At 70.9% G+C, this 24,818-nt stretch carries 26 protein-coding genes; 12 read left to right on the top strand and 14 right to left on the bottom strand.

Going from position 1 to position 24,818, the window contains the following annotated elements:
- Window positions 1-5: 5 nt before the first annotated feature.
- The 7 genes from gatA to LUX31_RS11365 form a co-directional block, all read right to left on the bottom strand.
- Entirely contained in the window at window positions 6-1,499 is a 1,494-nt protein-coding gene (gene gatA / locus LUX31_RS11335; protein WP_235474654.1) for an Asp-tRNA(Asn)/Glu-tRNA(Gln) amidotransferase subunit GatA, read from the bottom strand.
- Between the two features lie 5 nt (window positions 1,500-1,504).
- The gene (gene gatC / locus LUX31_RS11340; protein ID WP_037622623.1) at window positions 1,505-1,801 is read right to left on the bottom strand and encodes an Asp-tRNA(Asn)/Glu-tRNA(Gln) amidotransferase subunit GatC; all 297 of its coding nucleotides are present in this window, start codon (window positions 1,799-1,801) and stop codon (window positions 1,505-1,507) included.
- 148 nt (window positions 1,802-1,949) lie between these two features.
- A complete protein-coding gene (locus LUX31_RS11345; protein WP_235474655.1) occupies window positions 1,950-4,283 on the bottom strand; it encodes a putative bifunctional diguanylate cyclase/phosphodiesterase in 2,334 nt (777 codons plus the stop codon).
- 218 nt (window positions 4,284-4,501) lie between these two features.
- Window positions 4,502-6,715 carry an NAD-dependent DNA ligase LigA gene (gene ligA, locus LUX31_RS11350; protein ID WP_235474656.1) on the bottom strand — a complete coding sequence of 738 codons (2,214 nt, stop codon included), beginning with the start codon at window positions 6,713-6,715 and terminating at the stop codon, window positions 4,502-4,504.
- A 15-nt stretch (window positions 6,716-6,730) separates the two neighbouring features.
- A complete protein-coding gene (locus LUX31_RS11355; RefSeq protein ID WP_235474657.1) occupies window positions 6,731-7,732 on the bottom strand; it encodes a methionine synthase in 1,002 nt (333 codons plus the stop codon).
- A gap of 345 nt (window positions 7,733-8,077) precedes the next feature.
- A complete protein-coding gene (locus LUX31_RS11360; RefSeq protein ID WP_235474658.1) occupies window positions 8,078-8,776 on the bottom strand; it encodes an SDR family oxidoreductase in 699 nt (232 codons plus the stop codon).
- Between the two features lie 18 nt (window positions 8,777-8,794).
- Window positions 8,795-9,334: a TIGR00730 family Rossman fold protein gene (locus LUX31_RS11365; protein WP_235474659.1), complete on the bottom strand. Its 540-nt coding sequence runs from the start codon at window positions 9,332-9,334 to the stop codon at window positions 8,795-8,797.
- A gap of 70 nt (window positions 9,335-9,404) precedes the next feature.
- On the opposite strand from LUX31_RS11365, the gene LUX31_RS11370 reads away from it, so the two are divergent.
- Complete coding sequence (locus tag LUX31_RS11370) at window positions 9,405-9,734, top strand: DUF427 domain-containing protein (protein WP_235474660.1); 330 nt, start codon at window positions 9,405-9,407, stop codon at window positions 9,732-9,734.
- On the opposite strand, the gene LUX31_RS37450 is transcribed toward LUX31_RS11370, so the two are convergent.
- Entirely contained in the window at window positions 9,721-9,855 is a 135-nt protein-coding gene (locus LUX31_RS37450) for a hypothetical protein (protein WP_268828143.1), read from the bottom strand. The genes LUX31_RS11370 and LUX31_RS37450 overlap by 14 nt on opposite strands.
- A gap of 244 nt (window positions 9,856-10,099) precedes the next feature.
- Here LUX31_RS37450 and LUX31_RS11375 point away from each other — a divergent pair, with 244 nt between their 5' ends.
- Window positions 10,100-10,504: a hypothetical protein gene (locus LUX31_RS11375; protein WP_235474661.1), complete on the top strand. Its 405-nt coding sequence runs from the start codon at window positions 10,100-10,102 to the stop codon at window positions 10,502-10,504.
- A gap of 40 nt (window positions 10,505-10,544) precedes the next feature.
- Window positions 10,545-11,186 carry a hypothetical protein gene (locus LUX31_RS11380; RefSeq protein ID WP_235474662.1) on the top strand — a complete coding sequence of 214 codons (642 nt, stop codon included), beginning with the start codon at window positions 10,545-10,547 and terminating at the stop codon, window positions 11,184-11,186.
- Between the two features lie 210 nt (window positions 11,187-11,396).
- Here the strand turns inward: LUX31_RS11380 and mnmA are convergent, their stop codons facing one another.
- A complete protein-coding gene (mnmA, locus tag LUX31_RS11385; RefSeq protein ID WP_235474663.1) occupies window positions 11,397-12,521 on the bottom strand; it encodes a tRNA 2-thiouridine(34) synthase MnmA in 1,125 nt (374 codons plus the stop codon).
- Between the two features lie 59 nt (window positions 12,522-12,580).
- On the opposite strand from mnmA, the gene LUX31_RS11390 reads away from it, so the two are divergent.
- The 3 genes from LUX31_RS11390 (at window position 12,581) to LUX31_RS11400 (ending at window position 15,748) form a co-directional block, all read left to right on the top strand.
- Window positions 12,581-13,333: an N-acetylmuramoyl-L-alanine amidase gene (locus tag LUX31_RS11390; protein ID WP_235474664.1), complete on the top strand. Its 753-nt coding sequence runs from the start codon at window positions 12,581-12,583 to the stop codon at window positions 13,331-13,333.
- A 211-nt stretch (window positions 13,334-13,544) separates the two neighbouring features.
- Window positions 13,545-15,098 (top strand): multicopper oxidase family protein, encoded by a 1,554-nt coding sequence (locus LUX31_RS11395; protein ID WP_235474665.1) that lies wholly within the window; start codon window positions 13,545-13,547, stop codon window positions 15,096-15,098.
- Between the two features lie 197 nt (window positions 15,099-15,295).
- Complete coding sequence (locus LUX31_RS11400) at window positions 15,296-15,748, top strand: alpha/beta hydrolase (protein ID WP_235474666.1); 453 nt, start codon at window positions 15,296-15,298, stop codon at window positions 15,746-15,748.
- Between the two features lie 75 nt (window positions 15,749-15,823).
- On the opposite strand, the gene LUX31_RS11405 is transcribed toward LUX31_RS11400, so the two are convergent.
- The 3 genes from LUX31_RS11405 to LUX31_RS11415 are packed head-to-tail and all read right to left on the bottom strand — an operon-like array spanning window position 15,824 to window position 17,481.
- Complete coding sequence (locus tag LUX31_RS11405; RefSeq protein WP_235474667.1) at window positions 15,824-16,987, bottom strand: cysteine desulfurase family protein; 1,164 nt, start codon at window positions 16,985-16,987, stop codon at window positions 15,824-15,826.
- Window positions 16,988-17,038: 51 nt separating this feature from the next.
- Window positions 17,039-17,323, bottom strand: coding sequence for a DUF4190 domain-containing protein (locus tag LUX31_RS11410; RefSeq protein ID WP_235474668.1), 285 nt, complete (start codon window positions 17,321-17,323; stop codon window positions 17,039-17,041).
- A 5-nt stretch (window positions 17,324-17,328) separates the two neighbouring features.
- Complete coding sequence (locus tag LUX31_RS11415) at window positions 17,329-17,481, bottom strand: hypothetical protein (protein WP_235474669.1); 153 nt, start codon at window positions 17,479-17,481, stop codon at window positions 17,329-17,331.
- Between the two features lie 125 nt (window positions 17,482-17,606).
- Here LUX31_RS11415 and LUX31_RS11420 point away from each other — a divergent pair, with 125 nt between their 5' ends.
- Entirely contained in the window at window positions 17,607-18,233 is a 627-nt protein-coding gene (locus LUX31_RS11420) for a TetR family transcriptional regulator (protein WP_235474670.1), read from the top strand.
- 160 nt (window positions 18,234-18,393) lie between these two features.
- On the opposite strand, the gene LUX31_RS11425 is transcribed toward LUX31_RS11420, so the two are convergent.
- Entirely contained in the window at window positions 18,394-18,771 is a 378-nt protein-coding gene (locus LUX31_RS11425; RefSeq protein WP_235474671.1) for a hypothetical protein, read from the bottom strand.
- 324 nt (window positions 18,772-19,095) lie between these two features.
- Here LUX31_RS11425 and LUX31_RS11430 point away from each other — a divergent pair, with 324 nt between their 5' ends.
- From LUX31_RS11430 to LUX31_RS11450, 5 genes are read left to right on the top strand one after another with little or no spacing between them, the layout of a single operon-like run.
- Window positions 19,096-19,599, top strand: coding sequence for an RNA polymerase sigma factor (locus LUX31_RS11430; protein WP_443046050.1), 504 nt, complete (start codon window positions 19,096-19,098; stop codon window positions 19,597-19,599).
- The gene (locus LUX31_RS11435) at window positions 19,596-20,441 is read left to right on the top strand and encodes a zf-HC2 domain-containing protein (protein WP_235474673.1); all 846 of its coding nucleotides are present in this window, start codon (window positions 19,596-19,598) and stop codon (window positions 20,439-20,441) included. Before LUX31_RS11430 ends, LUX31_RS11435 begins: the two co-directional genes overlap by 4 nt.
- A 23-nt stretch (window positions 20,442-20,464) precedes the next feature.
- Window positions 20,465-21,283, top strand: coding sequence for an ABC transporter ATP-binding protein (locus LUX31_RS11440; protein WP_235479878.1), 819 nt, complete (start codon window positions 20,465-20,467; stop codon window positions 21,281-21,283).
- Window positions 21,280-22,671, top strand: a complete 1,392-nt coding sequence (locus tag LUX31_RS11445) for a hypothetical protein (RefSeq protein ID WP_235474674.1) — start codon at window positions 21,280-21,282, stop codon at window positions 22,669-22,671. Before LUX31_RS11440 ends, LUX31_RS11445 begins: the two co-directional genes overlap by 4 nt.
- Before the next feature lie 26 nt (window positions 22,672-22,697).
- On the top strand, window positions 22,698-23,276 hold the full coding sequence (locus LUX31_RS11450; protein WP_235474675.1) for a hypothetical protein: 579 nt from the start codon (window positions 22,698-22,700) through the stop codon (window positions 23,274-23,276).
- 551 nt (window positions 23,277-23,827) lie between these two features.
- On the opposite strand, the gene LUX31_RS11455 is transcribed toward LUX31_RS11450, so the two are convergent.
- Complete coding sequence (locus LUX31_RS11455; RefSeq protein WP_235474676.1) at window positions 23,828-24,688, bottom strand: thioesterase family protein; 861 nt, start codon at window positions 24,686-24,688, stop codon at window positions 23,828-23,830.
- Between the last annotated feature and the right edge of the window lie 130 nt (window positions 24,689-24,818).

A 24,818-nucleotide genomic window follows, 5' to 3' on the forward strand; every position in this document is an offset into this window, starting at 1 on the left:
GGCGCTCACAGCGACGGTGCCTCCTCTAGCAGCGGGTGCCCCCACTTTTCCACGAAGGCGGCCTCGACGGCGGCGCCGACCTTGTAAAGGCGGTCGTCCTGGAGCGCCGGGGCGATGATCTGGAGCCCGACCGGCAGTCCGTCCTCGGGCGCGAGACCGCAGGGCAGGGACATGGCCGAGTTGCCGGCCAGGTTGGTCGGGATGGTGCAGAGGTCCGCGAGGTACATCGCCATCGGGTCGTCGGCGCGCTCGCCGATCGGGAAGGCGGTGGTCGGGGTCGTGGGCGACACGATCACGTCGACCGACTCGAACGCCTTCTCGAAGTCCCGCGTGATGAGCGTACGGACCTTCTGGGCGCTGCCGTAGTACGCGTCGTAGTAGCCGGAGCTGAGCGCGTACGTGCCGAGCATGATGCGGCGCTTGACCTCGGGGCCGAAGCCCTCCGCGCGGGTGAGCGAGGTGACCTCTTCGGCGGAGTGCGTGCCGTCGTCGCCCGTACGGAGGCCGTAGCGCAGGCCGTCGAAGCGCGCGAGGTTGGAGGAGCACTCGGAGGGCGCGATCAGGTAATAGGCAGAAAGCGCCAGGTCGAAGGACGGACAGTCCAGCTCGACGATCTCGGCCCCGAGGTCCCTCAGCAGGGCCACGGACTCGTCGAAGCGCTGGATGACGCCGGCCTGGTAACCCTCGCCGCGGAACTGCTTGACGACGCCGACGCGCATGCCCGCGACGCTGCCGTTGCGGGCGGCCTCGACGACCGCCGGGACCGGCGCGTCGATCGAGGTCGAGTCGAGCGGGTCGTGCCCGGCGATGACCTCGTGGAGAAGCGCGGCGTCCAGGACCGTACGGGCGCAGGGCCCGCCCTGGTCGAGGGAGCTGGAGAACGCGACCATGCCGTACCGCGAGACGGCCCCGTACGTCGGCTTGACGCCGACCGTGCCGGTGACGGCGGCGGGCTGGCGGATGGAACCGCCGGTGTCCGTGCCGATGGCGAGGGGCGCCTGGAAGGAGGCGAGGGCGGCACTCGACCCGCCACCGGAACCACCGGGGATCCTGGTCAGGTCCCACGGGTTGCCGGTCGGCCCGTACGCGCTGTTCTCGGTGCTCGACCCCATGGCGAACTCGTCCATGTTGGTCTTGCCGAGGATGACGACGTCGGCCGCCTTCAGCTTCCGGGTGACGGTCGCGTCGTACGGCGGGATCCACCCTTCGAGGATCTTGGAGCCGACGGTGGTCGGGATCCCCTCGGTGGTGAAGATGTCCTTGAGCGCGAGGGGTACGCCGGCCAGCGGGCCCAGCGTCTCCCCGCGCTCGCGCTTGGCGTCGACGGCACGGGCCTGGGCGAGGGCGCCCTCCCGGTCGACGTGCAGGAAGGCGTGCACCTTCTCGTCGACGGCCTCGATGCGGGCGAGGTGCGCCTCGGTGACCTGTACGGCGGTCAGCTCGCCGGAGGCGATCTTCGCGGCGGTCTCGGCGGCCGTGAGCTTGATGATGTCCGTCATGGTGATTAGTCCTCCCCCAGGATCTGCGGCACCTTGAAACGCTGCTGCTCCTGGGCCGGGGCGCCGGAGAGCGCCTGCTCGGGGGTGAGCGACGGACGGACCTCGTCCACGCGCATGACGTTCGTCAGCGGCAGCGGGTGCGAGGTCGGCGGTACGTCTTGGTCGGCGACCTCGCTGACGCGGGCGACCGCGCCGATGATGTCGTCGAGCTGGCCTGCGAAGTGGTCGAGCTCTTCGCCCTTCAGCTCCAGACGCGCCAGCCGTGCGAGGTGGGCGACCTCCTCGCGCGTGATGCCAGGCATGCAGCGATCCTCTGGGGTGAGTGCGGTGTGGTTTTGGCCCCAATCCTAGGGGGCACGGGAGACAACCCGCGCACGGGTTTGCCACGGGTGGTGCGCGGGCGGGAGATCTCCCCCTGTTCCGCCTTCTCCCCCGGCTCCGGTTCCGCCTCTATTCCGCGGCGGGCAGGGCCGCCCGCGGACGCTGCCAGCCGCGGGTCCCCCGCGCCAGCAACCACGCGGTGGCCTCCTCGGGAGGCATGGCGGCGGCGACCAGCCACCCCTGCACGGCGTCACACCCGAGATCCCGCAACCGCTCCCACGTCTCGTCGTCCTCCACGCCCTCGGCGACGACGAGCAGCCCCAGGGAGTGCGCGAGATCGACCGTGCACCGCACGATCTCCGCGTCCTCCGTGTCCACCGCCAGCCGTGCCACGAACGACCGGTCGATCTTCAGCTCGCTCACCGGCAGCCGCCGCAGGTGCACCAGCGACGAGTACCCGGTGCCGAAGTCGTCCAGGGACATCTTCACGCCGTGCGCGGTCAGCGCGGCCAGCGTGGCCGCGGCCTTCTGCGGGTCCTCCAGGAGCACGTGTTCCGTTATCTCCAGCTGCAGCGACCCCGCCGGGACCCCGTGGCGGGCAAGGCGCGCGGCGACGGAACCGGCGAAGCCGGGGGTGTGGACGTCACGCGGGGAGACATTGACGGCGACGGGGACGAACAGCTTCTGGGCACGCCACTTGGCGACCTGCTCCAGCGCCGTCTCCAGCACGTACTCCGTGAGGTGGGGCATCAGCCCGGAGGACTCGGCGATCGCTATGAACTCGTCCGGCGGCACCTTCCCGCGCTCCGGGTGCACCCAGCGCACGAGCGCCTCAAGGCCCGCGACCTGTCCGTCGAAGCGCACCTTGGGCTGGTAGTGCAGCTCGACCTCGTGCGCGTCGAGCGCGCGCCGCAGATCGCCCAGCAGGCCGAGGCGGTCCGGGGTGTTGGAGTCGCGCTTGGACTCGTACACCTCTACGCCCGTACGGTCCCGCTTCGCCTGGTACATGGCGACGTCCGCGCGCCGCAGCAGCCCCTCCGCGTCGAGCGCGTGGTCGGGGAAGACGGCGAGGCCCGCGCTGGCCTCCAGGACGAGGGTGAGTCCGTCGAGGTCGAGCGGGGAGCCGAGCACGGTGACCAGGTTGCGGGCGACGCGGGTGGCGGACGTCGTGGAGTCGACGACCGGCAGTAAGACGGCGAACTCGTCGCCGCCGAGCCGTGCCGCCTCCGCGCCGCGCGGCAGGGCGAGCCGCAGCCGGTCCGCTATCTGGAGGAGGAGCCGGTCACCTGCGAGGTGGCCGAGGGTGTCGTTGACGGAGCGGAAGCGGTCGAGGTCTATGAGCATCAACGCGGCCCGCGCGTCGATGCGTTCGGCATCGTCGAGGGCCGTCCAGGTGCGCTCCAGGAGCCACTGTCTGTTGGGCAGTCCGGTGAGCGGGTCGCGCAGCTGTTCCTCGGCCCGGGCCCTGGCTATCCACAGGGTGGAGTCGAGGGCGATGAGGGGGATGGCGAACAGCGGCAGCAGGACCGGCAGGGCGACGGCGACGACGCAGATCAGGGGTGCGATGGCGAGCAGGGCGACCGCGACCAGGCCCTGTCTGACCAGGGCGGAGCGGGCGACCGTGGGCAGTCCGCCGCGCGGGGTGTGCAGATACCAGAGGAGGGTGCGGGTGACCCCGAGGTAGGTGATCGCGATCAGCACCACCTCGGGTGCCGTGTAGACGCTCCAGGTCTGCGGGTTCCACGGGGTCTCGACGGACGGGACCCGGCCGAACGCGGCGAGCACCAGCGCGCCGGCACCGATGCCGAGGATGTCCACCGCGCCGGCCAGCACGCCCTGACGCCAGCGGTGGCGCCGGGCTATGCCGACCAGGACGACGACGGTGAGGCTGACCATGCCGGCCGGGACCCAGCCGTACAGCAGGAGTACGGCGAGGGTGAGGGCGGCGCCCGATCCGGTGCCGCCCCACCAGCGGGCGCGGCCGAGGGCGACGAGGTGGCCGACGATGACGCCGGTGAGGACGGCGAGGGCCCAGCCGACGGTGCCGGACGGGAAGAGCGCGTTGTGGCCGGTGAAGCCGCGGTAGAAGCCGGCGCCGAGGACGAACCCGGCCGCCGCGACGACCGCCGCGGGCAGCGCGGGCCAGGACAGCTGGCGTTCGGGGTCCTGGGCGTGGAGCTGTGCGGCGCGTTGCTCGGCGGTGAGGTGGGCCGTCAGCTGGGGCGAGACCCTGCTGTCGGCGACGATGCGCTGTCCGGTGCCGCCGGCCCCGCTCACCGGTCCGGTCGTACGGCCGCCGACGCCCGCCCGTTCCAGGAACCGTGCCGTGCGGCGGACCATGCCCTGTTCCTGGCCGGGTTCGGGGCGACGGCTCTTGAAGAGGGCGGAACCCCGGCGCCAGGCGCCGGATATCCGGCTTCCGCGCAGCCGTGAAGGAGGGGCGGCGCTATCGGTCGGTTCCATTCCCGTCCCTCTCACAGCCGGCGGTGCCCACGCCACGCGGTCCGATGTCCGTCAACCGTCGACGGGACCGCGTCCGAACCGCATCCGGGCACGGCAGGCGCATACGTCAACAGTAGGCCGCAGAAGGCTTCCACGGGCAGCGGTCGCCGACGGTTGCCCGAATGCGACCCGGCCACCCGTATGCATCTGGTATGCGCCGATCGGGTGGTCTTCAACCGCTACTCCTCTGCCGGAAGTGCCGCTTCGGTCGGAAGTGCCGCATCGACAGCCGCATCGGGACCTTGTTCCAGCAGGACGGCGAAGCCGTCCTCGTCCAGAACAGGCACCTTCAACTGCATCGCCTTGTCGAACTTCGAACCAGGATTGTCACCCACAACCACGAAAGACGTCTTCTTCGAAACAGAACCGGTCACTTTTGCTCCACGGCTCTGCAGCGCCTCCTTCGCGCCGTCCCGGGTGTGGTGTTCGAGGGTGCCGGTCACCACGACGGTGAGCCCTTCGAGCGGGCGTGGTCCCTCGTCCTCGCCGGAGCCCTCCTCCTCCATCCGGACCCCGGCGGCCCGCCACTTGCGCAGGATCTCCTGGTGCCAGTCGACCGCGAACCACTCCTTGAGGGAGGCCGCGATGATCGGGCCGACCCCGTCCGTGGTGGCCAACTCCTCCTCGGAGGCCTGCTCAATGCGCTCGATCGAGCGGAATTCACGGGCCAGCGCCTCGGCGGCGACCGGACCGACGTGCCGGATCGACAGCCCGGTGAGGACCCTGGCCAGCGGACGGTCCTTGGCGGCGGCGATGTTGGCGAGCATCGCGACCGCGTTCTTCCGGGGTTCGCCCTCCTGGTTGGCGAAGACCGTGGCGATCTTCTCCTCGCCGGTCTTCGGGTCCCGCTTGGGCAGCCCGCTGTCCTGGTCCAGGACGTACGCCTTGATGGGCAGCAGTTGCTCGATGGTGAGGTCGAAGAGGTCGCCCTCGTCGACGAGCGGCGGCTCGGAAGGCTCCAGCGGCTTGGTGAGCGCGGCGGCGGCCACGTAACCGAAGTTCTCGATGTCCAGGCTCTTGCGCCCAGCGAGATAGAACAGCCGCTCCCTCAACTGGGCAGGGCAGGTACGGGCGTTGGGGCAGCGGAGGTCGATGTCGCCCTCCTTCATCGGCCGGAGCGGCTCGCCGCACTCGGGACACCTGGCCGGCATCTCGAAGGCCTTCTCCGTGCCGTCGCGCAGGTCGGCGACCGGGCCGAGGATCTCCGGGATGACGTCACCGGCCTTGCGCAGCACCACGGTGTCGCCGATGAGGACGCCCTTGGCCTTGACGACGTCCTGGTTATGCAGGGTGGCGAACTCGACCTCGGAGCCGGCCACCGTCACCGGCTCGACCTGCGCGTACGGCGTGACGCGACCCGTACGCCCCACGCCCACACGGATGTTGATGAGCTTGGTGTTGACCTCTTCGGGCGCGTACTTCCAGGCGATGGCCCAGCGAGGGGCGCGCGAGGTCGACCCGAGGCGCCCCTGCAGCGGGATTTCATCGAGCTTGACGACGACGCCGTCGATCTCGTGCTCCACGGAGTGCCGGTTCTCGCCGTAGTTGGCGATGAACGCCCGTACGCCGTCGAGGTCGTCGACCAGCTTCGCGTACCGCGTGGTCGGCAGGCCCCACTCGTGCAGCAGGGTGTACGCGGCGGAGAGGCGGGTCAGCGGTTCGAAGCCCTCCAGGGCGCCGATGCCGTGGACCACCATGTGCAGCGGACGGGAGGCCGTGATGCGCGGGTCCTTCTGGCGGAGCGAACCGGCCGCCGCGTTACGGGGGTTGGCGAAGGGCTTGTCGCCGCCCTCGACGAGCCGGGCGTTCAGCTCGGCGAACTTGTCCATCGGGAAGTAGACCTCGCCGCGGATCTCGACCAGCGCCGGGACACGGTCGCCCTTGAGCCGGTCCGGGATCTCGGCGATCGTGCGCACGTTGGGCGTGATGTCCTCGCCGGTGCGGCCGTCGCCGCGGGTCGCCGCGCGCGTGAGACGGCCGTTCTCGTACGTCAGGTTGACGGCGAGGCCGTCGACCTTCAGCTCGCACAGGAAGTGGTGCTCGGAGGCTCCGACGTCCTTGTGGACGCGCTCCGCCCACGCCGCCAGCTCCAGGTCGTCGAAGGCGTTGTCGAGGGAGAGCATGCGTGAGCGGTGCTCCACGGAGGTGAACTCCGTCTCGTACGCGCCCGCGACCTTCTGGGTCGGCGAGTCGGGCGTACGCAGCTCCGGATACTCCTCCTCCAGCGCCTCCAGTGAACGCAGAAGCTTGTCGAACTCCGCGTCACTCACGACCGGAGCATCGTTCACGTAGTACCGGAAGCGGTGTTCCTCGATGCGCTCGGCGAGCTGGGCGTGCCTGTCGCGCGCCTCGGCGGGCACCGATGTGGTCTGTGCGTGCTGTTCGCCGGCCACCGTGTTGTCCTCCCGTTACTCTGGGTTGTCCGCGAGTGATCTCGCCGCCTGGGCGCAGTGGGCGAGTGCCTTGCGTGCGTACTGCGGGGAAGCGCCCGCGAGTCCGCACGCCGGGGTGACCGTGACCGCCTCCGTGAGAAGCCCCGGATGCAGCCCCAGCCTGCGCCACAACGACCTGACACCACTGACGCTACCGGCAGGGTCTGACAACGGGGCATCCGTGCCCGGCACGACACCGACGAAGAGCCGCGTACCGCTTTCGACGGCCTCCCCGATCACGTCGTCGTCACGCTCGGTGAGAAGCGAGAAGTCGAAGGAGACGGCGGCGGCGCCGGCCCTGCGGAGGAGGGCGAAGGGCACGTCGGGCGCGCAGGAGTGGACGACGACGGGCCCGCCGTCGTGCACGCCGATGACGTCCCGGAGGATCGCCTCGGCGACCTGGCGGTCGGGGACACGGTGGGTGCGGTAGCCGCTGGCGGTCTTGACCTGTCCTCGGAGTACGGCGATGAGGGAGGGTTCGTCGAGTTGCAGGACGAGTTGGGCGCCGGGGATGCGGCGGCGGAGTTCGTCGAGGTGGAGGCGGATGCCCTCGGCGAGGGAGCCGGCGAGGTCGCGGCAGGCGCCGGGGTCGGAGAGGGCGAGTTCGCCGTTCCTGAGCTCGATGGCTGCGGCCAGTGTCCAAGGCCCGACGGCCTGCACCTTCACCTGCCCCTCGTATCCCTGGGTGAACTCCTCCAGCGCGTCGAGGTCTTCGCCGAGCCAGGAGCGGGCGCGCTTGGTGTCGCGCCCCGGCCTGTCCCCCAATCTCCAGCCGCTGGGCTCCACGCGTGCGTACATCTCGACGAGGAGTCCGGCGGTGCGGCCGATCATGTCGGCGCCGGGGCCTCGGGCGGGGAGTTCGGGCAGGAAGGGGAAGTCGTCGAAGGACCCGGTGGCCGCCTTCACGGCTTCCCGGGCATCACCGCCGGGGAGGGAACCGATGCCGGTGGCGGGGCCGAAGGTGGGGTTCGCGTTCACGTGGGGAAGCGTACGTAGTCCGCGGGGCGGTTTTTCGCCCCCGCCGCCCCTACCCGTCCCATCCTTCTGGGGGCTGCGCCCCCAAACCCCCGCTCCGGCCCTGAACGGGCCTTGTCCTCAAACGCCGGACGGGCTGGGTGGGGGTGCGGGCCGGCGTTCGAGGACAACCGCGCTCAGCCCATCCTTTTCCCCGCCCACCCACCCCCGCCGCACTTCAGCACCGGCCGGCACCACTCAGCCCGTCCGGCGTTTGAGGACGAGGCCGTTCAGGCCGACAGCTGGGGTCTGGGGGCGCAGCCCCCAGGGATGGGACGGGTAGGGGCGGCGGGGGCGAGGAACAATCCGTCAGTGGCCCGGGCGTACCGTCACGTCGTTGATTTCCGCGTCCCGGGGCAGGTCCAGTGCCAGCAGGATCGTCGTCGCGACCGACTCCGGGTCGATCCACTTCGACGGGTCGTACTCCTTGCCCTCCTGTTGGTGGACCTTCGCCTGCATCGGGCTCGCCGTGCGCCCGGGATAGACCGTCGTCACCCGCACCCCCGCGCCCCGCTCCTCCTGCCGCAACGAGTCCGCCAGCGCCTTCAGCCCGTGCTTCGACGCGGCGTACGCCGACCAGTTCGCACTCGCGCTCAGCCCCGCGCCCGAGTTGACGAAGATCACCTGGCCCTGGGAGAGGCGGAGTTGGGGCAGCAGGTGCCGGGTCAGTTCGGCGGGGGCGATCAGGTTGACGTTCAGTTGGTGGCGCCAGGTCTTGGGGGTCAGGTCGCCCACCGGGCCGAGGTCCACCACGCCCGCGATGTGCAGCAGGGAGTCCACCCGGTCCGGCAGCGACTGGTGCGAGAACGCCCAGGACAGGCGATCCGGGTCCGACAGGTCACCCACCAGAGTCCGAGCCCCGGGGAACTCCGCCGCCAACTCCTTCGCCCGCCCCGCGTCACGCGCGTGCAGCACGAGTTCGTCCCCGCGCGCGTGCAGCCGCCGCGCGACCGCCGCCCCGATACCCGACCCCGCCCCGGTGATCACATGTGTAGCCATGCCCGCCATGCTCGCATCACACAGTGCTCACTCGACGCCCTGGCTCTCCTCCAGGTACGCCAGCGCCCCCACCGGCTCCTCCGCGAAGAACACCAGGTCGGTGAGCGGCCGGGGCAGGAAACCCTCGGTCTCCATGCGGCGGAACTGTTCCTTCAGGCCGTCGTAGAAGCCCGCGGTGTTCAGCAGGACCACCGGCTTGTCCGTCTTACCGTGCTTCTTCAGCTCCAGGATCTCCGTGGCCTCGTCGAGCGTCCCGGTCCCGCCGACCATGATCACGACCGCGTCGGCCTTCTCCAGCAGGAGCCGCTTGCGTTCGGCGAGGTCCCCCGCGATCACCATTTCGTCCGCGCCCGGCCGGGCCTTCGCCGCGAGGAAGTCCACCGAGACGCCCAGCAGCCGGCCGCCCGCCTCCTGGACCCCGTCCGCGACCACCTTCATCAGACCGACGTCCGAGCCGCCCCAGACCAGGGTGTGCCCGCCCTTGCCCAGCAGTTTCGCGAACTCCCGCGCGGGGCGCGTGTAGCGGTCGTCCAGGTCGGCGGCGGAGAGGAAGACACAGATGTTCATGCCGTCACCGTACGCGGGAGGACCATGGTCGTTCAGGGAACAATCCGGCCTTCCCGAACGCTCTTCGGATATGGCTGAAGGACACACGATCACCATCGAGCAGACCGACGACCGCGTACGGGTCGTCCACGGCGGCGAGGTGCTCGCCGAGAGCGAGCGGGCCCTCGTCCTGCGTGAGACCGGTTGTCCCCCGCGCTACTACCTCCCCGCGGAGGACGTCCGCCTCGACCTGTTGACCCCCTCCGAAACCCACACGTACTGCCCCTTCAAGGGCACGGCGTCCTACTGGTCCCTCCCTGACTCCGCCGACCTCGTCTGGGCGTACCCCGAGCCGAAGCCCGAGGTGGCCCAGATCAAGGACCACCTCTGCTTCTACGAGGTGGAGTTCACGCGGGCGTAGTCGGCGCTCCCTGCGCCCCCTGCGTGCGGGGCGGCTCGCGGACCGGGTCCGGCAGGACCCTGCGTACCCGGACCGTGGACAGGCTGACGCCGAGGACGTCGGCCATGCCCACCTTGAACATGGCCAGGCACCACCCGGCGCCCGCAGCATCAAGCCACGGCCCCCGGCCGACGAGGGGTACGGGCGGTCCCGCCGGGGCCAGGAACATCCCGGCGAGTCCGAGGATGTTCCTGGCCGAAGCCGCACCGCACCGCGATGGGCCGCGATGGACCGCGCGCTGCGGGCACCGATCAGCAGACCGATCCCGCCCGCTACCCAGAACAGGCCCAACGCGGCACCGGGCAGATCGCGTTCGCGGACGAACCATGGACGTCCGGGTTCGCGAGGACGCGTCCAGGAAGTCGGCCGCGGTGAGCCGCACGGGCGGTATCCGCTCCGCGATCGAGATCCCCCGGGTAAGGCCCGACAGCGGCCCGGAGGCAGTCCTGGCCGCGCTCGCCTCCGAGATCCCCGGTGCCGAGACGCGGACGCTGGACGGCACCGCGGCCCTGCGCTCGGAGCGAGACGTACCCGCCGACGCGGCGCAGGGCGTCGACGTCGCTCACCGCCGGGTCGAGTACTTCCTTCCCATCCCGGACAGCACGCCCGACCAGTACCTCGCCTTCTCCTTCAGTGCCCTGATCGCGCCCGGATCGGATCCCGCTTTCTACGACACCCTCGTGGAGTTGTTCGATGCCGTGATGGGCACCTTCCGCTGGACCTACGCCTGACGGCTCCCTTCTGCCGTACCCCCGAAGAAAGAGACCGCCCATGTCCGAAGGCACCCTGTGGAGCACCGACCTCGGCGCCCCGCTCCACATCGACACGGATGCCAGCCCAGACCTCTGGGGCTATCTTCACCTCCAGATCGACAAGAAGAACTTCAAGGAATGGCTGGGCCTGCACCTGACTGGCTTGGCCGCTGTCCACGACATAGAACTCACCCGCAAACTGCGGCGTTTCCACAAGAGTTTCTACGAGCAGACGATCGTCACCCTCCGGGACAAACTCCAGGCCGACGAGGCATTCGTCTACCACCCCGTTCCACTGACCTACATGCCGCTGGTCATGCACGCCACCCGCCTCCAGTGTGAGGCCCCTGACGCGGCCTCCTGCGAGGGAAGCACCGCGTTCACAGTGCCGCACCCGGAAATCCCCGAGTGGCAGCAGCGAACCGGCAGCATGCCATTCGCCTCTCCGCACCTGGGGTCTGACGGGGTCCGGGTCACCCGCTCCTACCCTGCGGACAGCACCATCATGATGACCTCGGTGACGTACCACTGGCACACCCCGCCCGGCCTCCCCGACGTCGTCCTCCGTGGCCACCACGACGATCCGGAAGTGATCGCCGCCGCGATGGAGGCACTGGACGACTTCGCGCGGACGCTCCGACTCCCCGGGACGGCCCATTGAAGTCGTCCGGGCCGCCGCCCTCCTCGACCTCGACGTATTCGGGGGCGGCGATCAGCATGCCGTCGGAGCCCAGGAACAAGCACATGCCGAAGAGCGACTTGCTGCCGAAGGGCGTCAGCGACCGTTGGCAGCCGGGCGTGTCGACCCCGAGGACAGCGGAATACGTCGCCCCAGCAAGCCGAAACGGCCCCTCGCTCTGCCGGGTTCCCCTCAGCCGACCGACGCCGTCGCCCGCACCGTCGTGGCGATCGTCGCCGACCCCACCACGCGGGTGCCGTCGTACAGGACGATCGCCTGGCCTGGTGCCACCCCGCGCACCGGCTCGGTGAACGTGACCTCCAGGGTGCCGTCGACGAGTTCGGCGGTCACCTCGGTCTCGCCGCCGTGGGCGCGCAGCTGGGCGGTGTAGGTGCCGGGCCCGGTGGGGGCCGCTCCGCACCAGCGGGGCCTGATCGCGGTGAGGGCGTCGACGTCGAGGGAGGCGGCCGGGCCGACCGTGACCGTGTTGTCGACCGGGGAGATGTCGAGGACGTAGCGCGGCTTGCCGTCGGCGGCCGGGGTGCCGATGCGCAGGCCCTTGCGCTGGCCGATGGTGAAGCCGAACGCGCCCTCGTGGGTGCCGACGACCGCGCCGGACTCGTCGACGATGTCGCCCTCGGCCTTGCCCAGGCGGTGCGCGAGGAAGCCCTGGGTGTCGCCGTCGGCGATGAAGCAGATGTCGTGCGAGTCGGGCTTCTTGGCGACCGCGAGACCGCGCCGCTCGGCCTCCGCGCGGATCTCGTCCTTCGTGGTGAGGGTGTCACCGAGGGGGAACATCGCGTGGGCGAGCTGACGGTCGTCGAGCACGCCGAGGACGTACGACTGGTCCTTGGCCATGTCCGAGGCGCGGTGCAGCTCGCGGGTGCCGTCGGCCAGGGTGACGACCTGCGCGTAGTGGCCGGTGCAGACCGCGTCGAAGCCGAGGGCGAGGGCCTTGTCGAGGAGCGCGGCGAACTTGATCTTCTCGTTGCAGCGCAGACACGGGTTCGGGGTACGGCCCGCCTCGTACTCGGCGACGAAGTCGTCCACCACGTCCTCGCGGAAGCGCTCGGCGAGGTCCCAGACGTAGAAGGGGATGCCGATGACGTCGGCCGCGCGGCGGGCGTCGCGGGAGTCCTCGATGGTGCAACAGCCACGCGCACCCGTGCGGAACGATTGGGGGTTCGCGGACAGGGCGAGATGGACGCCGGTGACGTCATGGCCGGATTCCGCCGCCCGGGCGGCGGCTACGGCGGAGTCCACGCCGCCGGACATGGCGGCCAGTACGCGGAGGGGCTGCTGCGAGGTGTGAGTCATAACCCTTCCAGGGTACGGGGCGCCGGGAACCGGGGCGCGCGAGTATCCGTTGGGATCACATGGAGGAAACACAGGCTCGTCACGACACCGGCCAAGGCCTTCCACAGGACATTCCCCGGCAGTCGCGCGGCGAGGGCCACCGGAGAGCTGCCCCGAAGGACGGCGACCGGCGGATCGGGCGGCGGGCCCTGCTCATCGGCGGCGCGGTGGCCGCCGTGGCAACGGGCGTGCTCGCGCGGGACGAGCTTGGGCGCATGTGGTGGCGGGTGCCCGGGATGGCGAAGCCGCGCAAGGAGGGCGAGGTCGACTACACGGGGGCGCGCTGGGTTGCGGCCTCCTCGGCGAACTGGCGGATGGCGGACCGGCCCGACGACTACGCCGTGGACCGGGTGATCGTCCATGTCACCCAGGGCAGCTTCGACAGCGCGGTGAAGGTCTTCCAGAACCCGGCGCACGGGGCCGCGGCGCACTACATCGTCCGTAAGGACGGGCACGTCACCCAGATGATCCGCGAGCTGGACGTGGCGTTCCACGCGGGCAACCGGGAGTTCAACGAGCGGAGCGTCGGCATCGAGCACGAGGGCTTCGTGGACAAGCCCGAGAACTTCACGGACGCGATGTACACGGCCTCGGCGCGGCTGACGGCGAGGGTCTGCGCGCGGTACGGCATACCCGTCGACCGGGAGCACATCATCGGGCACGTGGAGGTGCCGGGGACGGACCACACCGACCCGGGCGAGGGGTGGGACTGGGAGAAGTACATGGGGCTCGTCGCCCGGGCGAGCACTGCGCTCACCCAGCAATCAGCGTGACACACATCACACACCTCGGATCATGAGCCTTTGATGAGAGCGGGTCGCCCGAACTGTCCCGCCCGCCGATCCTGACCTGCGGGACGCCAACTCGCCTTGTCTCTCATGGAGTTGACGATCCGGTCGGCGATCTCAGGTTCCACAGGTTGCTGCGGGGGCTCCTAGGTTCGCCTCAGTCTTTACACAGTCCTTAGGCCAAGGCTCCGCTGCCATGAGCCACACAAACGAGCCCGTCGACTCGACGGAACAGCAGCGCAAGGGTGCCCACGCGAAGCACGACCGGGGCGGCGACAAGGGCGAACGACACCGCAAGGGCCTGCACCGGCGGAAGTTCCTCGGCGGCATGGCCGGGGTCGGGTTCGCGGCCGTCGGCGCGGCGACGGGGACCTTCGCCCTGCTGACCGACGGCAACACCTTCAAGGCCGCCGCGGCCGACACCACCCTGAACATCCCGGACCTGCTGGAGGGCACCACCGCCGACGGCACCACGACCTTCACCCTGGCCGCGCAGACCGGCACGGCGGAGGTGATCAGCGGTGTCACGAGTACGACGGCCGGCTACAACGGGTCGATCCTCGGCCCGACCATGAAGTGGACCAACGGCAGCACGGTCCTGCTGAACATCACCAACAACCTGGGCGACGACACCAGCGTCCACTTCCACGGCGCCCACATCCCGGCCGAGATGGACGGCGGCCCGCAGAACGCCTTCGCCGACGGCGAGACCTGGTCGCCGACCTTCGAGATCAAGGACGAGGCCAAGACCCTCTGGTACCACCCGCACGCCCTGGGCACCACGGCCGAGCAGGTCGTCCACGGCCTCGCCGGGATGATCATCGTCGAGGACGACTCGGACGCCTCGGCGGCGCTGCCGAGCGAGTACGGCGTCGACGACATCCCGCTCATCCTGCAGTGCCTGGCGGTCGACACCAGCGGTGACATCAAGTACGACATCACCGGCTACCTCAGCTCCGGCCTCACCTATCCGGTGCTGTGCAACGGCACCAACGTGGACGCGACCACCCTGGGCTTCACCGCCACCAAGAAGCGCACCCGCTTCCGCGTCCTGAACGCCTCCCCCTCCGACATCCTGACCCTGCAGCGCAGCGACGGCGGCACGCTCACCCAGATCGCCACCGACCAGGGCTATCTCACCGAGGCCACCGAGGTGACCTCGATCCGGCTGGTGGCGGGCGCCCGCGCCGAGTTCGTCCTCGACCTCGACGCGGCGGTCACGCTCCAGACGGTGGTCACCACGGGCTGGATCCGGGGCGGCAGCGGCACGTACGACTTCCTGACCGTCACGCCGGACGCCTCCGACACCCCGGACGACCTGCCGAGCAGCCTCAACACGATCACCCGGTACGACACGACCGACTTCGCCGCCCGCACGATCACCCTCGGGCAGAGCGGCCAGCTGATGACGATCAACGGCTCCGCGGGCACGACCATGGACTCGATGGCCACGATCATGACGACCCTCGACGCCGAGGAGATCTGGACGATCACCAACAGCACACAGCTGGAGCACTCCTTCCATCTGCACGACGTGCCGTTCCAGCTGATCGAGATCAACGGCGAGGAACCCACCGGCGTCGACCTCGGCTGGTTCGACACCTATGAGGTGGTCGGCGGTGGCTCCATCAAGATCGCGATGAAGTTCACGGACTTCACCGACGACACGTACATGTACATGCTCCACTGCCACCTCCTTCAGCACGAGGACGAGGGCATGATGGCCGCGCTGATGGTGATGGACAGCTAGTCCAGGTCAGTAACTGACAATCCAGGCTCGCGGCCGTCGCCGTGGCGGCCGGTGCGCTGCTCGGCCAGTTACTGACCGGGACGGCCACCGCCGCCACCCCCTCCCTCTCCCGGACCGGCTCCATAGCCTGATAGCCCTGCGAATCCCCGTCCGGCGAGGGTCAGGGCGAGTTCGAGTGCGGGACCCTCACGGTCCCGGTGATCTGGCAGCACCCGGACGGCACGACCGTCGACCTGGCCCTCGCCCGGCACCGGGCCACCGACCCCGACCGCCGGATCGGCTCGCTGCTGCTCAACCCGGGCGGGCCCGGCCAGTCCGGGGTGAACCTCGCGCTGAGTGCGCCGTTCTCCTTCTCCCCCGAGCTGGCCGCCCGTTTCGACTTCGTGGGCTTCGACCCGCGCGGTATCGGCGGCAGCGCGGAGATGCGCTGCGACAAGGAGGAGGTGGACGCCCGGCGGACCGCGCTGAACCCGACGGACGAGGCCTCGTTCCAGACCCTCCGCGAGGCCAACCGCTGGGCGACGAACGCGGCCCACCAGATGGACCGCGAGGCCCACCTCCTGACATACGACGGCGTCGGCCACATCACGTACTGGCGCAGCCCATGCATGCGGCAGGCGACCGACACCTACCCCACGCCGCTCAGGTAGGCGCCCCATAGGGGCGCGGGGAACTGCGCGACCAGCCACGACGGCGCAGCACCCAACCGACAACCCCTCAAGAGCTCAGCTCAACCCAGCCACCCGGGCCCGCTCCACCGCAGGCCCAATCACCTTCGCCACCGCCTCCACGTCCGCCTGCGTGGAGGTATGGCCGAAGGAAAACCGAAGCGTGCCCCGAGCCAGATCGGGATCCGTACCCGTGGCCAGCAGGACATGGCTGGGCTGCGCGACCCCGGCCGTACAGGCGGAGCCGGTGGAGCACTCGATCCCCTGCGCGTCCAGAAGCAACAGCAGGGAATCGCCTTCACAGCCGGGAAAGGTGAAGTGCGCGTTGGCGGGCAGCCGGTCCACCGGATCGCCGCCCAGGATCGCGTCCGGCACCACCCGCCGCACCTCCTCGACCAGCGAGTCCCGCAGCGCGCCGATCTCGTGCGCGAACCACTCCTGCTGCTCGGCGGCGATCCGCCCGGCCACCGCGAAGGAGGCGACGGCCGGCACATCGAGGGTCCCGGACCGTACGTGCCGCTCCTGACCGCCACCGTGCAGCACCGGTACGGGGCTGTACTCACGGCCGAGCAGCAGCGCGCCGATGCCGTACGGGCCGCCGACCTTGTGGCCGGAGACGGTCATCGCGGCGAGCCCGGAGTCGGCGAAGGAGACGGGCACCTGGCCGAAGGCCTGTACGGCGTCGGCGTGCAGCGGGACGCCGAACTCGGCTGCCACGTCGGCGAGTTCACGGACCGGCATGATCGTGCCGATCTCGTTGTTGGCCCACATGACCGTGGCCAGGGCGACGTCGTCGGGGTTGCGGGCGATCGCCTCGCGCAGGGCGTCGGGGTGGACGCGGCCGTACGCGTCGACGGGGAGGTACTCGACGTCGGCGCCCTCGTGCTCGCCGAGCCAGTGCACGGCGTCGAGGACGGCGTGGTGCTCGACGGGGCTGGCGAGGACGCGCGTACGGGCCGGGTCGGCGTCGCGGCGGGCCCAGTACAGGCCCTTGACGGCGAGGTTGTCGGCCTCGGTGCCGCCGGAGGTGAACACGACCTCGCTGGGCCGGGCGCCGAGCGACTCGGCGAGCGTCTCGCGGGCCTCCTCGACCGTACGCCTCGCTCTGCGGCCGGCCGCGTGGAGTGCGGAAGCGTTACCGGTGACGCCCAGCGTCGCGGTCATTGCCTCGACCGCCTCCGGAAGCATCGGGGTGGTCGCGGCGTGGTCGAGGTATGCCATGGTGTCGTGATTCTACGGCGCCGTGGTGACGGGGAAACTGGTGGACCCCGGTCAGAAGCTCCACGAGACGGTGTGGTCGAGCTGCATGAGGGTGACGAGCACGGCCAGGTCGGCGATGCCGAGACCGAGGCCGAGGATCGCCCGGCCGCGCCGCTGCGTACCGCGCCAGAGGGCGACGACGGCCAGGACGATGGCGACGGGGCCGAGGAAGATGTTCAGGACCAGCAGGCCCAGCAGCCCGAGGACGAAGGACGCGACGGCCATGCCGTCGGCGTCGCGGGGGCCGGTGCGCTCGGTATCGCTGGTACGGCCGGTGGCCGATGCGGTGAGTTGCATGGTGATCAGCTCCGACGGGCGAGGCGCTCACGGAGCGCGAAGATGCCGAGCCAGACGGCGATGCCGGCGGCGGCCAGGACGGTGAACGAGACCGGGACGTGGGCGACGGTGCCCAGCACCATGCCCAGCAGCAGAAGGACGGCCACGAGGAAGAACATGGGAGGAGATCCCTTTCGTTCGTTACAGTTCAGCGAACGGTTGTAGTTACACTTGTTCACTGACTCCTGAGTCTAGCGCGCCGCCCGGCTTTTCAATTACAGAGAACAGTTGTTAACTGCATGGCATGAGTCACACTCTCGGCATCCGACAGGCCCAGAAGCAGAAGACCCGGCAGGCGCTCCTGGACGCGGCGCTCGCCCTGTTGGAGGACCAGAGCCTGAGCAGCCTCGGCCTGCGCGAGGTCACGCGTGCCGTCGGAGTCGCCCCGACCGCCTTCTACCGCCACTTCCGCTCCACGGCCGACCTGGGCGTCGCCCTCGTCGAGGAGGCGCTCGGTAGCCTGCACCCGATGATCGCCACGACTGTGTCCGGGTCGGGCGACAGCGAGGACCGCATAGTCCGCGCGGTCGACCTGATCGCCGGTCACGTCCAGACGCAGCCCGCCCACGTCCGCTTCATCGCGCGCGAGCGGCACGGCGGGGTCCAGCCGGTCCGCGAGGCCATCCGCGACCAACTGGCCCGCTTCGCCGAGGAGGTACGGGACGCGCTCGCGGAACAGCCCGAGTCGGCGGGCTGGACGGAGGAGGACCTGCTGATGCTGGCGGGCCTGTACGTCGACCAGATGCTGGTGACTGCGTCGCAGTTCCTGGAGACCCTGGACGCCCCGGAGGCGGAACGCGACCAGGTGGCCCAGGTGGCCACGCGGCGGATGCGGTTGATTGCCATCGGGCGTCGGCACTGGCTGGGGTGAACTGTTCGGAGCGGAGTGTGGTACTTCGACTGCGGGCCGGTGGGGGCTTGTCGCGCAGTTCCCCGCGCCCCTGGCGGGGCGCGCCCCGAACATACGTGGGCGGCGCGCCCGTTCGTCGAGCGCGCCGCCCATGTCGTACCCGCGATGCCTCTACGGCATGTCAGCCCTGCTGCTGGGCCTGCTGACCCTCGCCACCCTGACCGCCGCCCGGGCCGCCGCCGCAGCCACCGCCACCGCCCTGGCCACCGCCGCCGGGGCCGCCCGACGGCATGCCCGAGGGGGCTCCCGACGGGGCCGCGCCGGTCGGCGCGCCCGATGGGGCTCCTGACGCGCCGTCGGTCGGGGCGCCGGACGGGGCACCGCTGGGCGCACCCGATGGGGCGCCGGACGGGGCGCCCGAGGGGGCCTGGCAACTCTGGCTGGACGTGCCGGAGTTGCCGCTGGTCGAGGTCGACGAGTCACCCGAACCGCAGGCGGTGAGGGCGAGCGGGGACAGCGCCAGCAGGGCAACGGCGGGGACGAGACGCACACGCTTCATGAGAGACAACTCCAAGAACGATGAGGGAGTTTCGAGGCGGGCATCGAATCAACGGCACCTAGCGCTTCCTTGGGCCCGCCCTGTTCCCTGCCTGTGCGTCAGGTAAAGCACCCCTATAGGAACGGCTCTGACCTGGCCTTTCTCCTCAACGGTCAAACTACCCGCTGGTACAGGGCCGTGACAGAAGCATGAGAGCGCCGCCCTCGTGTGGCGGGGGTCACATTCAGGGGAAAACCCGTGGGCCCGCTCGGGCGTCTAGCCGGTGTGAGATCAGTCAGGGCAGCAGCGCTGCATCAGGTGGACGAGGAGCGTCTCGTGCGGCTGGTGGCCAAGGGCGACCGGGGCGCGTTCGAGGAGTTGTACCGGCGTACGTCGCCGTGGCTGGCGGTGCGGTTGCGCCGCCGGTGTGCGGACGAGCAGATCGTCGCCGAGGTCATGCAGGAGACCTACCTGGCGGTGTGGCGCGCGGCGGGTGCGTTCGCGGGGGCCGCGGTCGGTGGGACGGCCGTCGGCTGGCTGTGGACGATCGCGGCGCGCCGGCTGGTCGACGCGTTCCGGCGCAGGGCCCATCACGCGGAGCCGCCGCCGGCCGCCGCCGGGCCCGAAGTGGCGCCCGCCGCCGAGGAGTTGGCGCTCGCGGAGACCGTCGGCGGTGATGTCGGGGACGCACTGCGGTGCCTCGCGCCGGAGTTGAGACAGGTACTGCAGGCCATGGTGCTCGACGGGCTGTCCGTCCGGGAGACCGCGGTCCTGCTCGGGCTGCCCGAGGGCACGGTCAAGACCCGTGCCCGCCGGGCCCGGATCGCCATGCGGAGGGCGCTGGCATGAGTGGGGACAGTGTGGAACACGCGTCGGCGCGGATCATCGAGGGGTACGCGCACGGCGGCACCGACCTCGCCGCCGACGAAGTGTGGGCCGTGGAGGCCCACTTGGAGACGTGCAGGGAGTGCCGTGACCGGCTCTCCGCCGCTGTCGGTGCCGGGGTGCCCGCCGTGGCGGCGCTGGTCGGCAGCGTGTGGTCCGGCCTCGAACCGCAGTTGGCGGCCACCGCCCCGATGCCGCGCGGGCGGCGGTGGTCGGGGCGGCTGTCGCGGTGGATGACGCCCACGATGGTGCCGTGGCTGGCCATGGCCGTGGCCGTGACACTGCTGGCCCTGCTGCTCGACCTCGGCGACAGCGGCTCGGGGTCCGGTTCCGGCTCCGGTGATGTCTCGCTGGTGCTGCTGCTCGCGCCCGTCCTGCCCGTGCTCGGCGTCGCGGCGTCCTGGTCGCGCGGTCTCGACCCGGCGTACGAACTGACCGCCTCGGTGCCCAGGGCCGGGCTCCAGCTGGTGCTGCGGCGCACCGCGTCCGTGCTCGGCGTGGTCGTGCCCGCGCTGCTGGTGGGCGGGTGGGTGACGGGGGTGATGGTGGCCCAGTGGCTGCTGCCCTGTCTGGCGTTCACGGCGACGACCCTGGCGCTCGGCGGTGTCGTCGGGGTGACCCGTGCCGCCGTCGCGCTGGCCGCCGTATGGGCCGCCGTGGTCGTGGCACCGACCCTGGCCGCCGGCCGTACGGCTCTTGTTCTGCGGGCGGACGGTCTGCCCGTGTGGGGGCTGCTCCTCGTCCTCGGCGTCGGTGTCGTGATCGCCCGCAGGGGCGCGTACTCCGTGCTGGGAGCCCATCGATGACCATCAGAAAGGCAGGACCGACCATGACCTCCGCCGTGAGCGCGGCCGACATCGCGCCGACCGCCTACGCCTGGGAGATCCTGGCGACCGGGCTGAAGGTCAGGGTCGGCAGGAAACGGATGGCCGTCGACGGCCTCGATCTGTCGCTGGGCACCGGTGTCCACGGTCTCCTCGGCCCCAACGGGGCGGGCAAGACCACCCTCATCCGGACGCTGGCCACCGTGCTGCGCCCCACCGAGGGCAGCCTGGAGCTGCTCGGCGAGTCCGTGGGCGGTGTGGCCGGCATGGGCGAACACCGTGCGCTGCGCCGTCGGATCGGCTATCTGCCGCAGGAGTTCGGCTACTACAAGCGCTTCACCGTGCGCGAGTTCGTCGAGTACATGGCGTGGCTGAAGGAGGTGCCGAAGGCGGAGATCCCCGGGGCGGTACAGCGTGCCGTGGAGCGCGTGGGCCTCGCGGACCGTGCCGACGAGCGGATGAAGGCGCTGTCGGGCGGCATGGTCCGGCGGGTCGGTATCGCCCAGGCCATCGTCAACGACCCGACGATCCTGCTCCTCGACGAGCCGACGGTCGGTCTGGACCCGGCGCAGCGGCTCCGATTCCGGGAGCTGCTCCAGGAGTTGGGCACGGACACCTGCGTGCTCGTCTCGACGCACCTGGTGGAGGACGTCGCCGCCGCCTGCACCGACGTGGTGGTCTTCGCCGAGGGGCGGCTGGTATTCCAGGGCCCGCCGGACGAACTGGCCTCGATGGGCGGCCCGGAGCACCCTGGCGACAGCCCCCTGGAGCGCGGTTACTCGGCGCTGCTCCTCAACCCCGAGCAGGCAAGGGGCACTTGGTGAACACCCGTGTGCTGCGTATCGAGTTGAGGCGTTCCGTCGCCCCCTGGGCCGGTCTCGTGGTCCTCACGACCGCGCTGGCGTTCCTGTATCTGCTCAACGGCGCCTGGTGGCGGGGCACCACGGCGTGGACGGCCCAGTGGACGTCCCTGGCCATGTGGACCCGCTCCCTGCTGTTCTACCTGTGGCCGATCTCTGTCGGCCTCGGGGCACTGCAAGGCCTGCGCGACCACCGTTCGAAGATGTCCGAGCTGCTGACGAGCACCCCGCGGCCCGCCCGGCACCGCGCGGCCCTGCTGGCGGGCACGACGACGCTCACACTCGGCTCGGCCTTCGCGCTCCTCGTCCTCGTGGGCGGGGTCCAGGTGCTCGCCCACACCGAGTACACGCACCTCGGCTGGCTGCCGATCTCGCTGGTCGGGGCAGGCTTCCTCGTCGCCGGGGCCGTACTCGGCATGGGCGCCGGGCGGGCCGTGCCGTCCGCGCTCACCCCGCCCGCGCTGGCCATGACCGCCTTCGTGTTCACGGCCCTCATGCACATGTCGCTGGGCCGGACGGACACGCCCACGACGGACGGGTTCACGATCACCGAGCCGAACCAGCTCTCGCTGCTGTCACCAGAGGTGGAGGAGGTACGCAGCGTGCTCGTCACCCTCTCCGCCTCCGTGCACATCGGGCAGACGGTCTGGCTGCTCGGCATGGCCGCGACCGGCTTCGCGCTGCTGGTCGCCATCACCCCGCGCGCCCGGCTGACCGCCCTGACGCCCGTCCTGGCGAGCGCGGCGATCGCCCTGCTCGTCCTGCCCTCCGACCCGCGCCGGATGTACGTGGTCGACCAGGCGGCCGCCGAGTCGGTGTGCGACGGCCCGGTGTGCGTGACGAAGGCGCACCAGGACCGGCTAGCCGACCTCGCGGGCCCCGGCAAGGAGGCGCTGCGCCTGCTGCGCACTGCCCTGGGCGCCACAGCACCGGTCTCGGTACGGGAGAACACCGCCGTACTGCCGCACGGCTCCACGCCGAAGTGGTCCCGTACGACCGTGCTGCTCGACTTCGACGACGACCTCGTCACCGCCGCGAAGGGCGAGGAGCTGACGCGGGCCCTGATCGCCAAGGGCATGGTGCCGGGGTGCTCCCCCGTCGGCTGGAGCGGGGTAGGGGGAGACGACATCGCGCGGACCGTCGCGGCGGGCTGGGTCCTCGGAGACCTCAAGCGGCTCGACGGCACCGACTCCTTCTCGGGCGACCCGCTCGTCGAGAGCCGCCCGGTGTGGAAGAAGCTCATGGCGATGCCACGGCCCGAACAGCTCGCGCGCATCAACGCGATGCGCGCCGCCGCGCTCTCCTGCGAGGCCGACGCGTTCGAGGTGCTGTCCGGCGGGGCGTCCCGATGAGAGGGGTGACGACGGGACGGCCGCCGGTGAGATGGCTGACGCTGTACGCGCGTTCGCGTCAGGTACCCGCGTCGCTGACCGCCGTGCTGGTGGGCACGGTGGCGGTGTGGGCGCTCGCGGGGGACGGGGGCGAGGGCCCCGGTGATCCCCGGCCGGTCGTGCTCGTCCTCGCCACGGGGGCGATGGCGGCCTCGATCGGGCTCGGCGGGCAGGACCTCGCGCTGGACCGGACGGCCGCGATCCGCTGGGTGCCGCGCAGAGCGGCGCACGTACTGCTCGCCGGTGCGGTCGTCGCCGCGACGCTGCTGGCCGTGCAGGCGCTGGGCGGCGGGGAGATGGCCACGACCGCGTTCGTCATCCGGGACAGCGCGGGCCTGATGGGCCTGGCCGCCCTGGGCGCGGCACTCTCGGGCGCCCAGTACGCGTGGACGCTCCCGTTCGCCTGGCTCTCGCTGACGTTCGTAGCCCCACCCCCGACGAGCACGCCGACACAGGTGGCGACCTGGATGCTGCTGCCCTCCGGCACGGCGACGGCGACCTGGACGGCCGTGGCCCTCACAGTCGCGGGCACGACGGCCTACGCGATCGCGGGCCCAAGACGCTGACCGAACCGGGCCACAGCACCGGCGCCGACAAGCGGGCGCCAGCCATCCGCTGGACGGCCCTTGCCCTCGCGGTCGCCAGCACCGCGGCGCACGCCGTCGCGGACACGAGACGACAACCGGCCGACGCCACCGGACCGGGACCACCGGCCCGCGCCGCCTGACCGGGCCACCCAACCGCCGCCTACAAGCAGGCGCCGACCATCCACTGGACGGCCCTGACTCACACGGTCACCGACACCACGACCTACGCGGTCACGGGCCCGAGACGACAACCGGCCGACGCCACCGAACCGGGCCACCGAACCGGCGCCGACAAGCGGGCGCCGGTCCCCCGCCGGACGACTCTGCCCCTCACGGTCGCCGGCACCACGGCCTACGCGGTCGCGGGCCCAAGACCATAACCGGCCGACGACACCGACCCCGCGACCGGCGCAGCCCGACCGGCGCCGACAAGCGAGCTCCGGTCATCCACCCGCGCATCTCACCCGAGCCGCAACCTCCCCCGAGGAATACGCTCACCCGAGCCGCACGCCCCGCCCGAGGCCCACACCTCACCCCAGCCGCACGCTAGCCAACTGCCGTGACTGGGCGACCAGTCGGTCCGTGCTGTCCCAGACCTCCGCGTCCTCCTCCAGGAAGCCGCCGGCCAGGTTGCGGGTCGTTATCGTGATCCGTAGGGGGCCCGGCGCTGGGCGGCAGCGTACGTGCACGGTCAGTTCAACCGTCGGGACCCAGCCGGAGAGGCCGATCTCGAACGCGGTCGGCGGCAGCGCGTCGACGGCGAGGAGCAGTGAGAGCGGGTCCGCGTCGCGGCCGTCGGCGAGTCCGAACCAGGACCGCATCTCGCCCTTGCCGGAGGGCGCGCCGACCGCCCAGCCGAGGGTGGACGGGTCGAGCTTGAGGAACAGCCGGTCGGCGATGGCGGAGCGGCCGGCGACCCGGTCGGGGGCGTCCTGCGGCCCGAAGCACTGGTCCATCGGCGGTATCGCGGGCGGCTCGGCGGTCGTCCGGACGTCGTCGGGAAGGGCGTCCAGGTCGCCATAGGAGGCGAGGACGCGGATCCGCTCGACCTCCTGGCCCTCCTCGTCGCGCTGGAAGAGCGAGGCCTGGCCGGTCGACAGCCTGCGGCCGGTGCGGATCACGTCCGTGCGGACGACGGCCGGACCGGGGCGGGACGCGGTCAGATAGTGCGCCGAGATGCTGAAGGGGTCGGCGTGCGGGAGGGCGTCCGCGAGGGCGCGGCCCAGGACGGCCAGCAGATAGCCGCCGTTGAGGGCGTTCTGGATGGTCCAGCCGACGTTGAGGTCGATGTCGTAGACGCCGGCCTCGCGGCGAGTGACGGCGGTGTCGCGGTCGAACTCGCTGTCGCCGATGGTGGCCCGCGCGGCCTGGGCGGAAGCTGCTTCTGGCATGCGTGAACGGTACAACAGAGAAATACTAAGCGGTAGCTTTTGACGTCGCACCCTCACGCTCCTCACCTCTCGCACTTGGTAAGTGTCCGGAATGTCTTGGGTAAGGGTTTCCGCGCAGACGTGACCCGAC

This window comes from Streptomyces sp. GQFP (assembly GCF_021545335.1).
Lineage (GTDB): Bacteria > Actinomycetota > Actinomycetes > Streptomycetales > Streptomycetaceae > Streptomyces.

What these genes read in the sequence shown, in the direction of transcription:
- gatA (WP_235474654.1), bottom strand. Translation starts at nt 1,499, where the DNA reads ATGACGGACATCATCAAGCTCACGGCCGCCGAGACCGCCGCGAAGATC.
- gatC (WP_037622623.1), bottom strand. Translation starts at nt 1,801, where the DNA reads ATGCCTGGCATCACGCGCGAGGAGGTCGCCCACCTCGCACGGCTGGCG.
- LUX31_RS11345 (WP_235474655.1), bottom strand. Translation starts at nt 4,283, where the DNA reads ATGGAACCGACCGATAGCGCCGCCCCTCCTTCACGGCTGCGCGGAAGC.
- LUX31_RS11360 (WP_235474658.1), bottom strand. Translation starts at nt 8,776, where the DNA reads ATGGCGGGCATGGCTACACATGTGATCACCGGGGCGGGGTCGGGTATC.
- LUX31_RS11365 (WP_235474659.1), bottom strand. Translation starts at nt 9,334, where the DNA reads ATGAACATCTGTGTCTTCCTCTCCGCCGCCGACCTGGACGACCGCTAC.
- LUX31_RS11370 (WP_235474660.1), top strand. Translation starts at nt 9,405, where the DNA reads ATGGCTGAAGGACACACGATCACCATCGAGCAGACCGACGACCGCGTA.
- LUX31_RS37450 (WP_268828143.1), bottom strand. Translation starts at nt 9,855, where the DNA reads ATGTTCAAGGTGGGCATGGCCGACGTCCTCGGCGTCAGCCTGTCCACG.
- LUX31_RS11375 (WP_235474661.1), top strand. Translation starts at nt 10,100, where the DNA reads ATGGACGTCCGGGTTCGCGAGGACGCGTCCAGGAAGTCGGCCGCGGTG.
- LUX31_RS11380 (WP_235474662.1), top strand. Translation starts at nt 10,545, where the DNA reads ATGTCCGAAGGCACCCTGTGGAGCACCGACCTCGGCGCCCCGCTCCAC.
- mnmA (WP_235474663.1), bottom strand. Translation starts at nt 12,521, where the DNA reads ATGACTCACACCTCGCAGCAGCCCCTCCGCGTACTGGCCGCCATGTCC.
- LUX31_RS11390 (WP_235474664.1), top strand. Translation starts at nt 12,581, where the DNA reads ATGGAGGAAACACAGGCTCGTCACGACACCGGCCAAGGCCTTCCACAG.
- LUX31_RS11395 (WP_235474665.1), top strand. Translation starts at nt 13,545, where the DNA reads ATGAGCCACACAAACGAGCCCGTCGACTCGACGGAACAGCAGCGCAAG.
- LUX31_RS11405 (WP_235474667.1), bottom strand. Translation starts at nt 16,987, where the DNA reads ATGGCATACCTCGACCACGCCGCGACCACCCCGATGCTTCCGGAGGCG.
- LUX31_RS11410 (WP_235474668.1), bottom strand. Translation starts at nt 17,323, where the DNA reads ATGCAACTCACCGCATCGGCCACCGGCCGTACCAGCGATACCGAGCGC.
- LUX31_RS11415 (WP_235474669.1), bottom strand. Translation starts at nt 17,481, where the DNA reads ATGTTCTTCCTCGTGGCCGTCCTTCTGCTGCTGGGCATGGTGCTGGGC.
- LUX31_RS11420 (WP_235474670.1), top strand. Translation starts at nt 17,607, where the DNA reads ATGAGTCACACTCTCGGCATCCGACAGGCCCAGAAGCAGAAGACCCGG.
- LUX31_RS11425 (WP_235474671.1), bottom strand. Translation starts at nt 18,771, where the DNA reads ATGAAGCGTGTGCGTCTCGTCCCCGCCGTTGCCCTGCTGGCGCTGTCC.
- LUX31_RS11435 (WP_235474673.1), top strand. Translation starts at nt 19,596, where the DNA reads ATGAGTGGGGACAGTGTGGAACACGCGTCGGCGCGGATCATCGAGGGG.
- LUX31_RS11440 (WP_235479878.1), top strand. Translation starts at nt 20,465, where the DNA reads ATGACCTCCGCCGTGAGCGCGGCCGACATCGCGCCGACCGCCTACGCC.
- LUX31_RS11455 (WP_235474676.1), bottom strand. Translation starts at nt 24,688, where the DNA reads ATGCCAGAAGCAGCTTCCGCCCAGGCCGCGCGGGCCACCATCGGCGAC.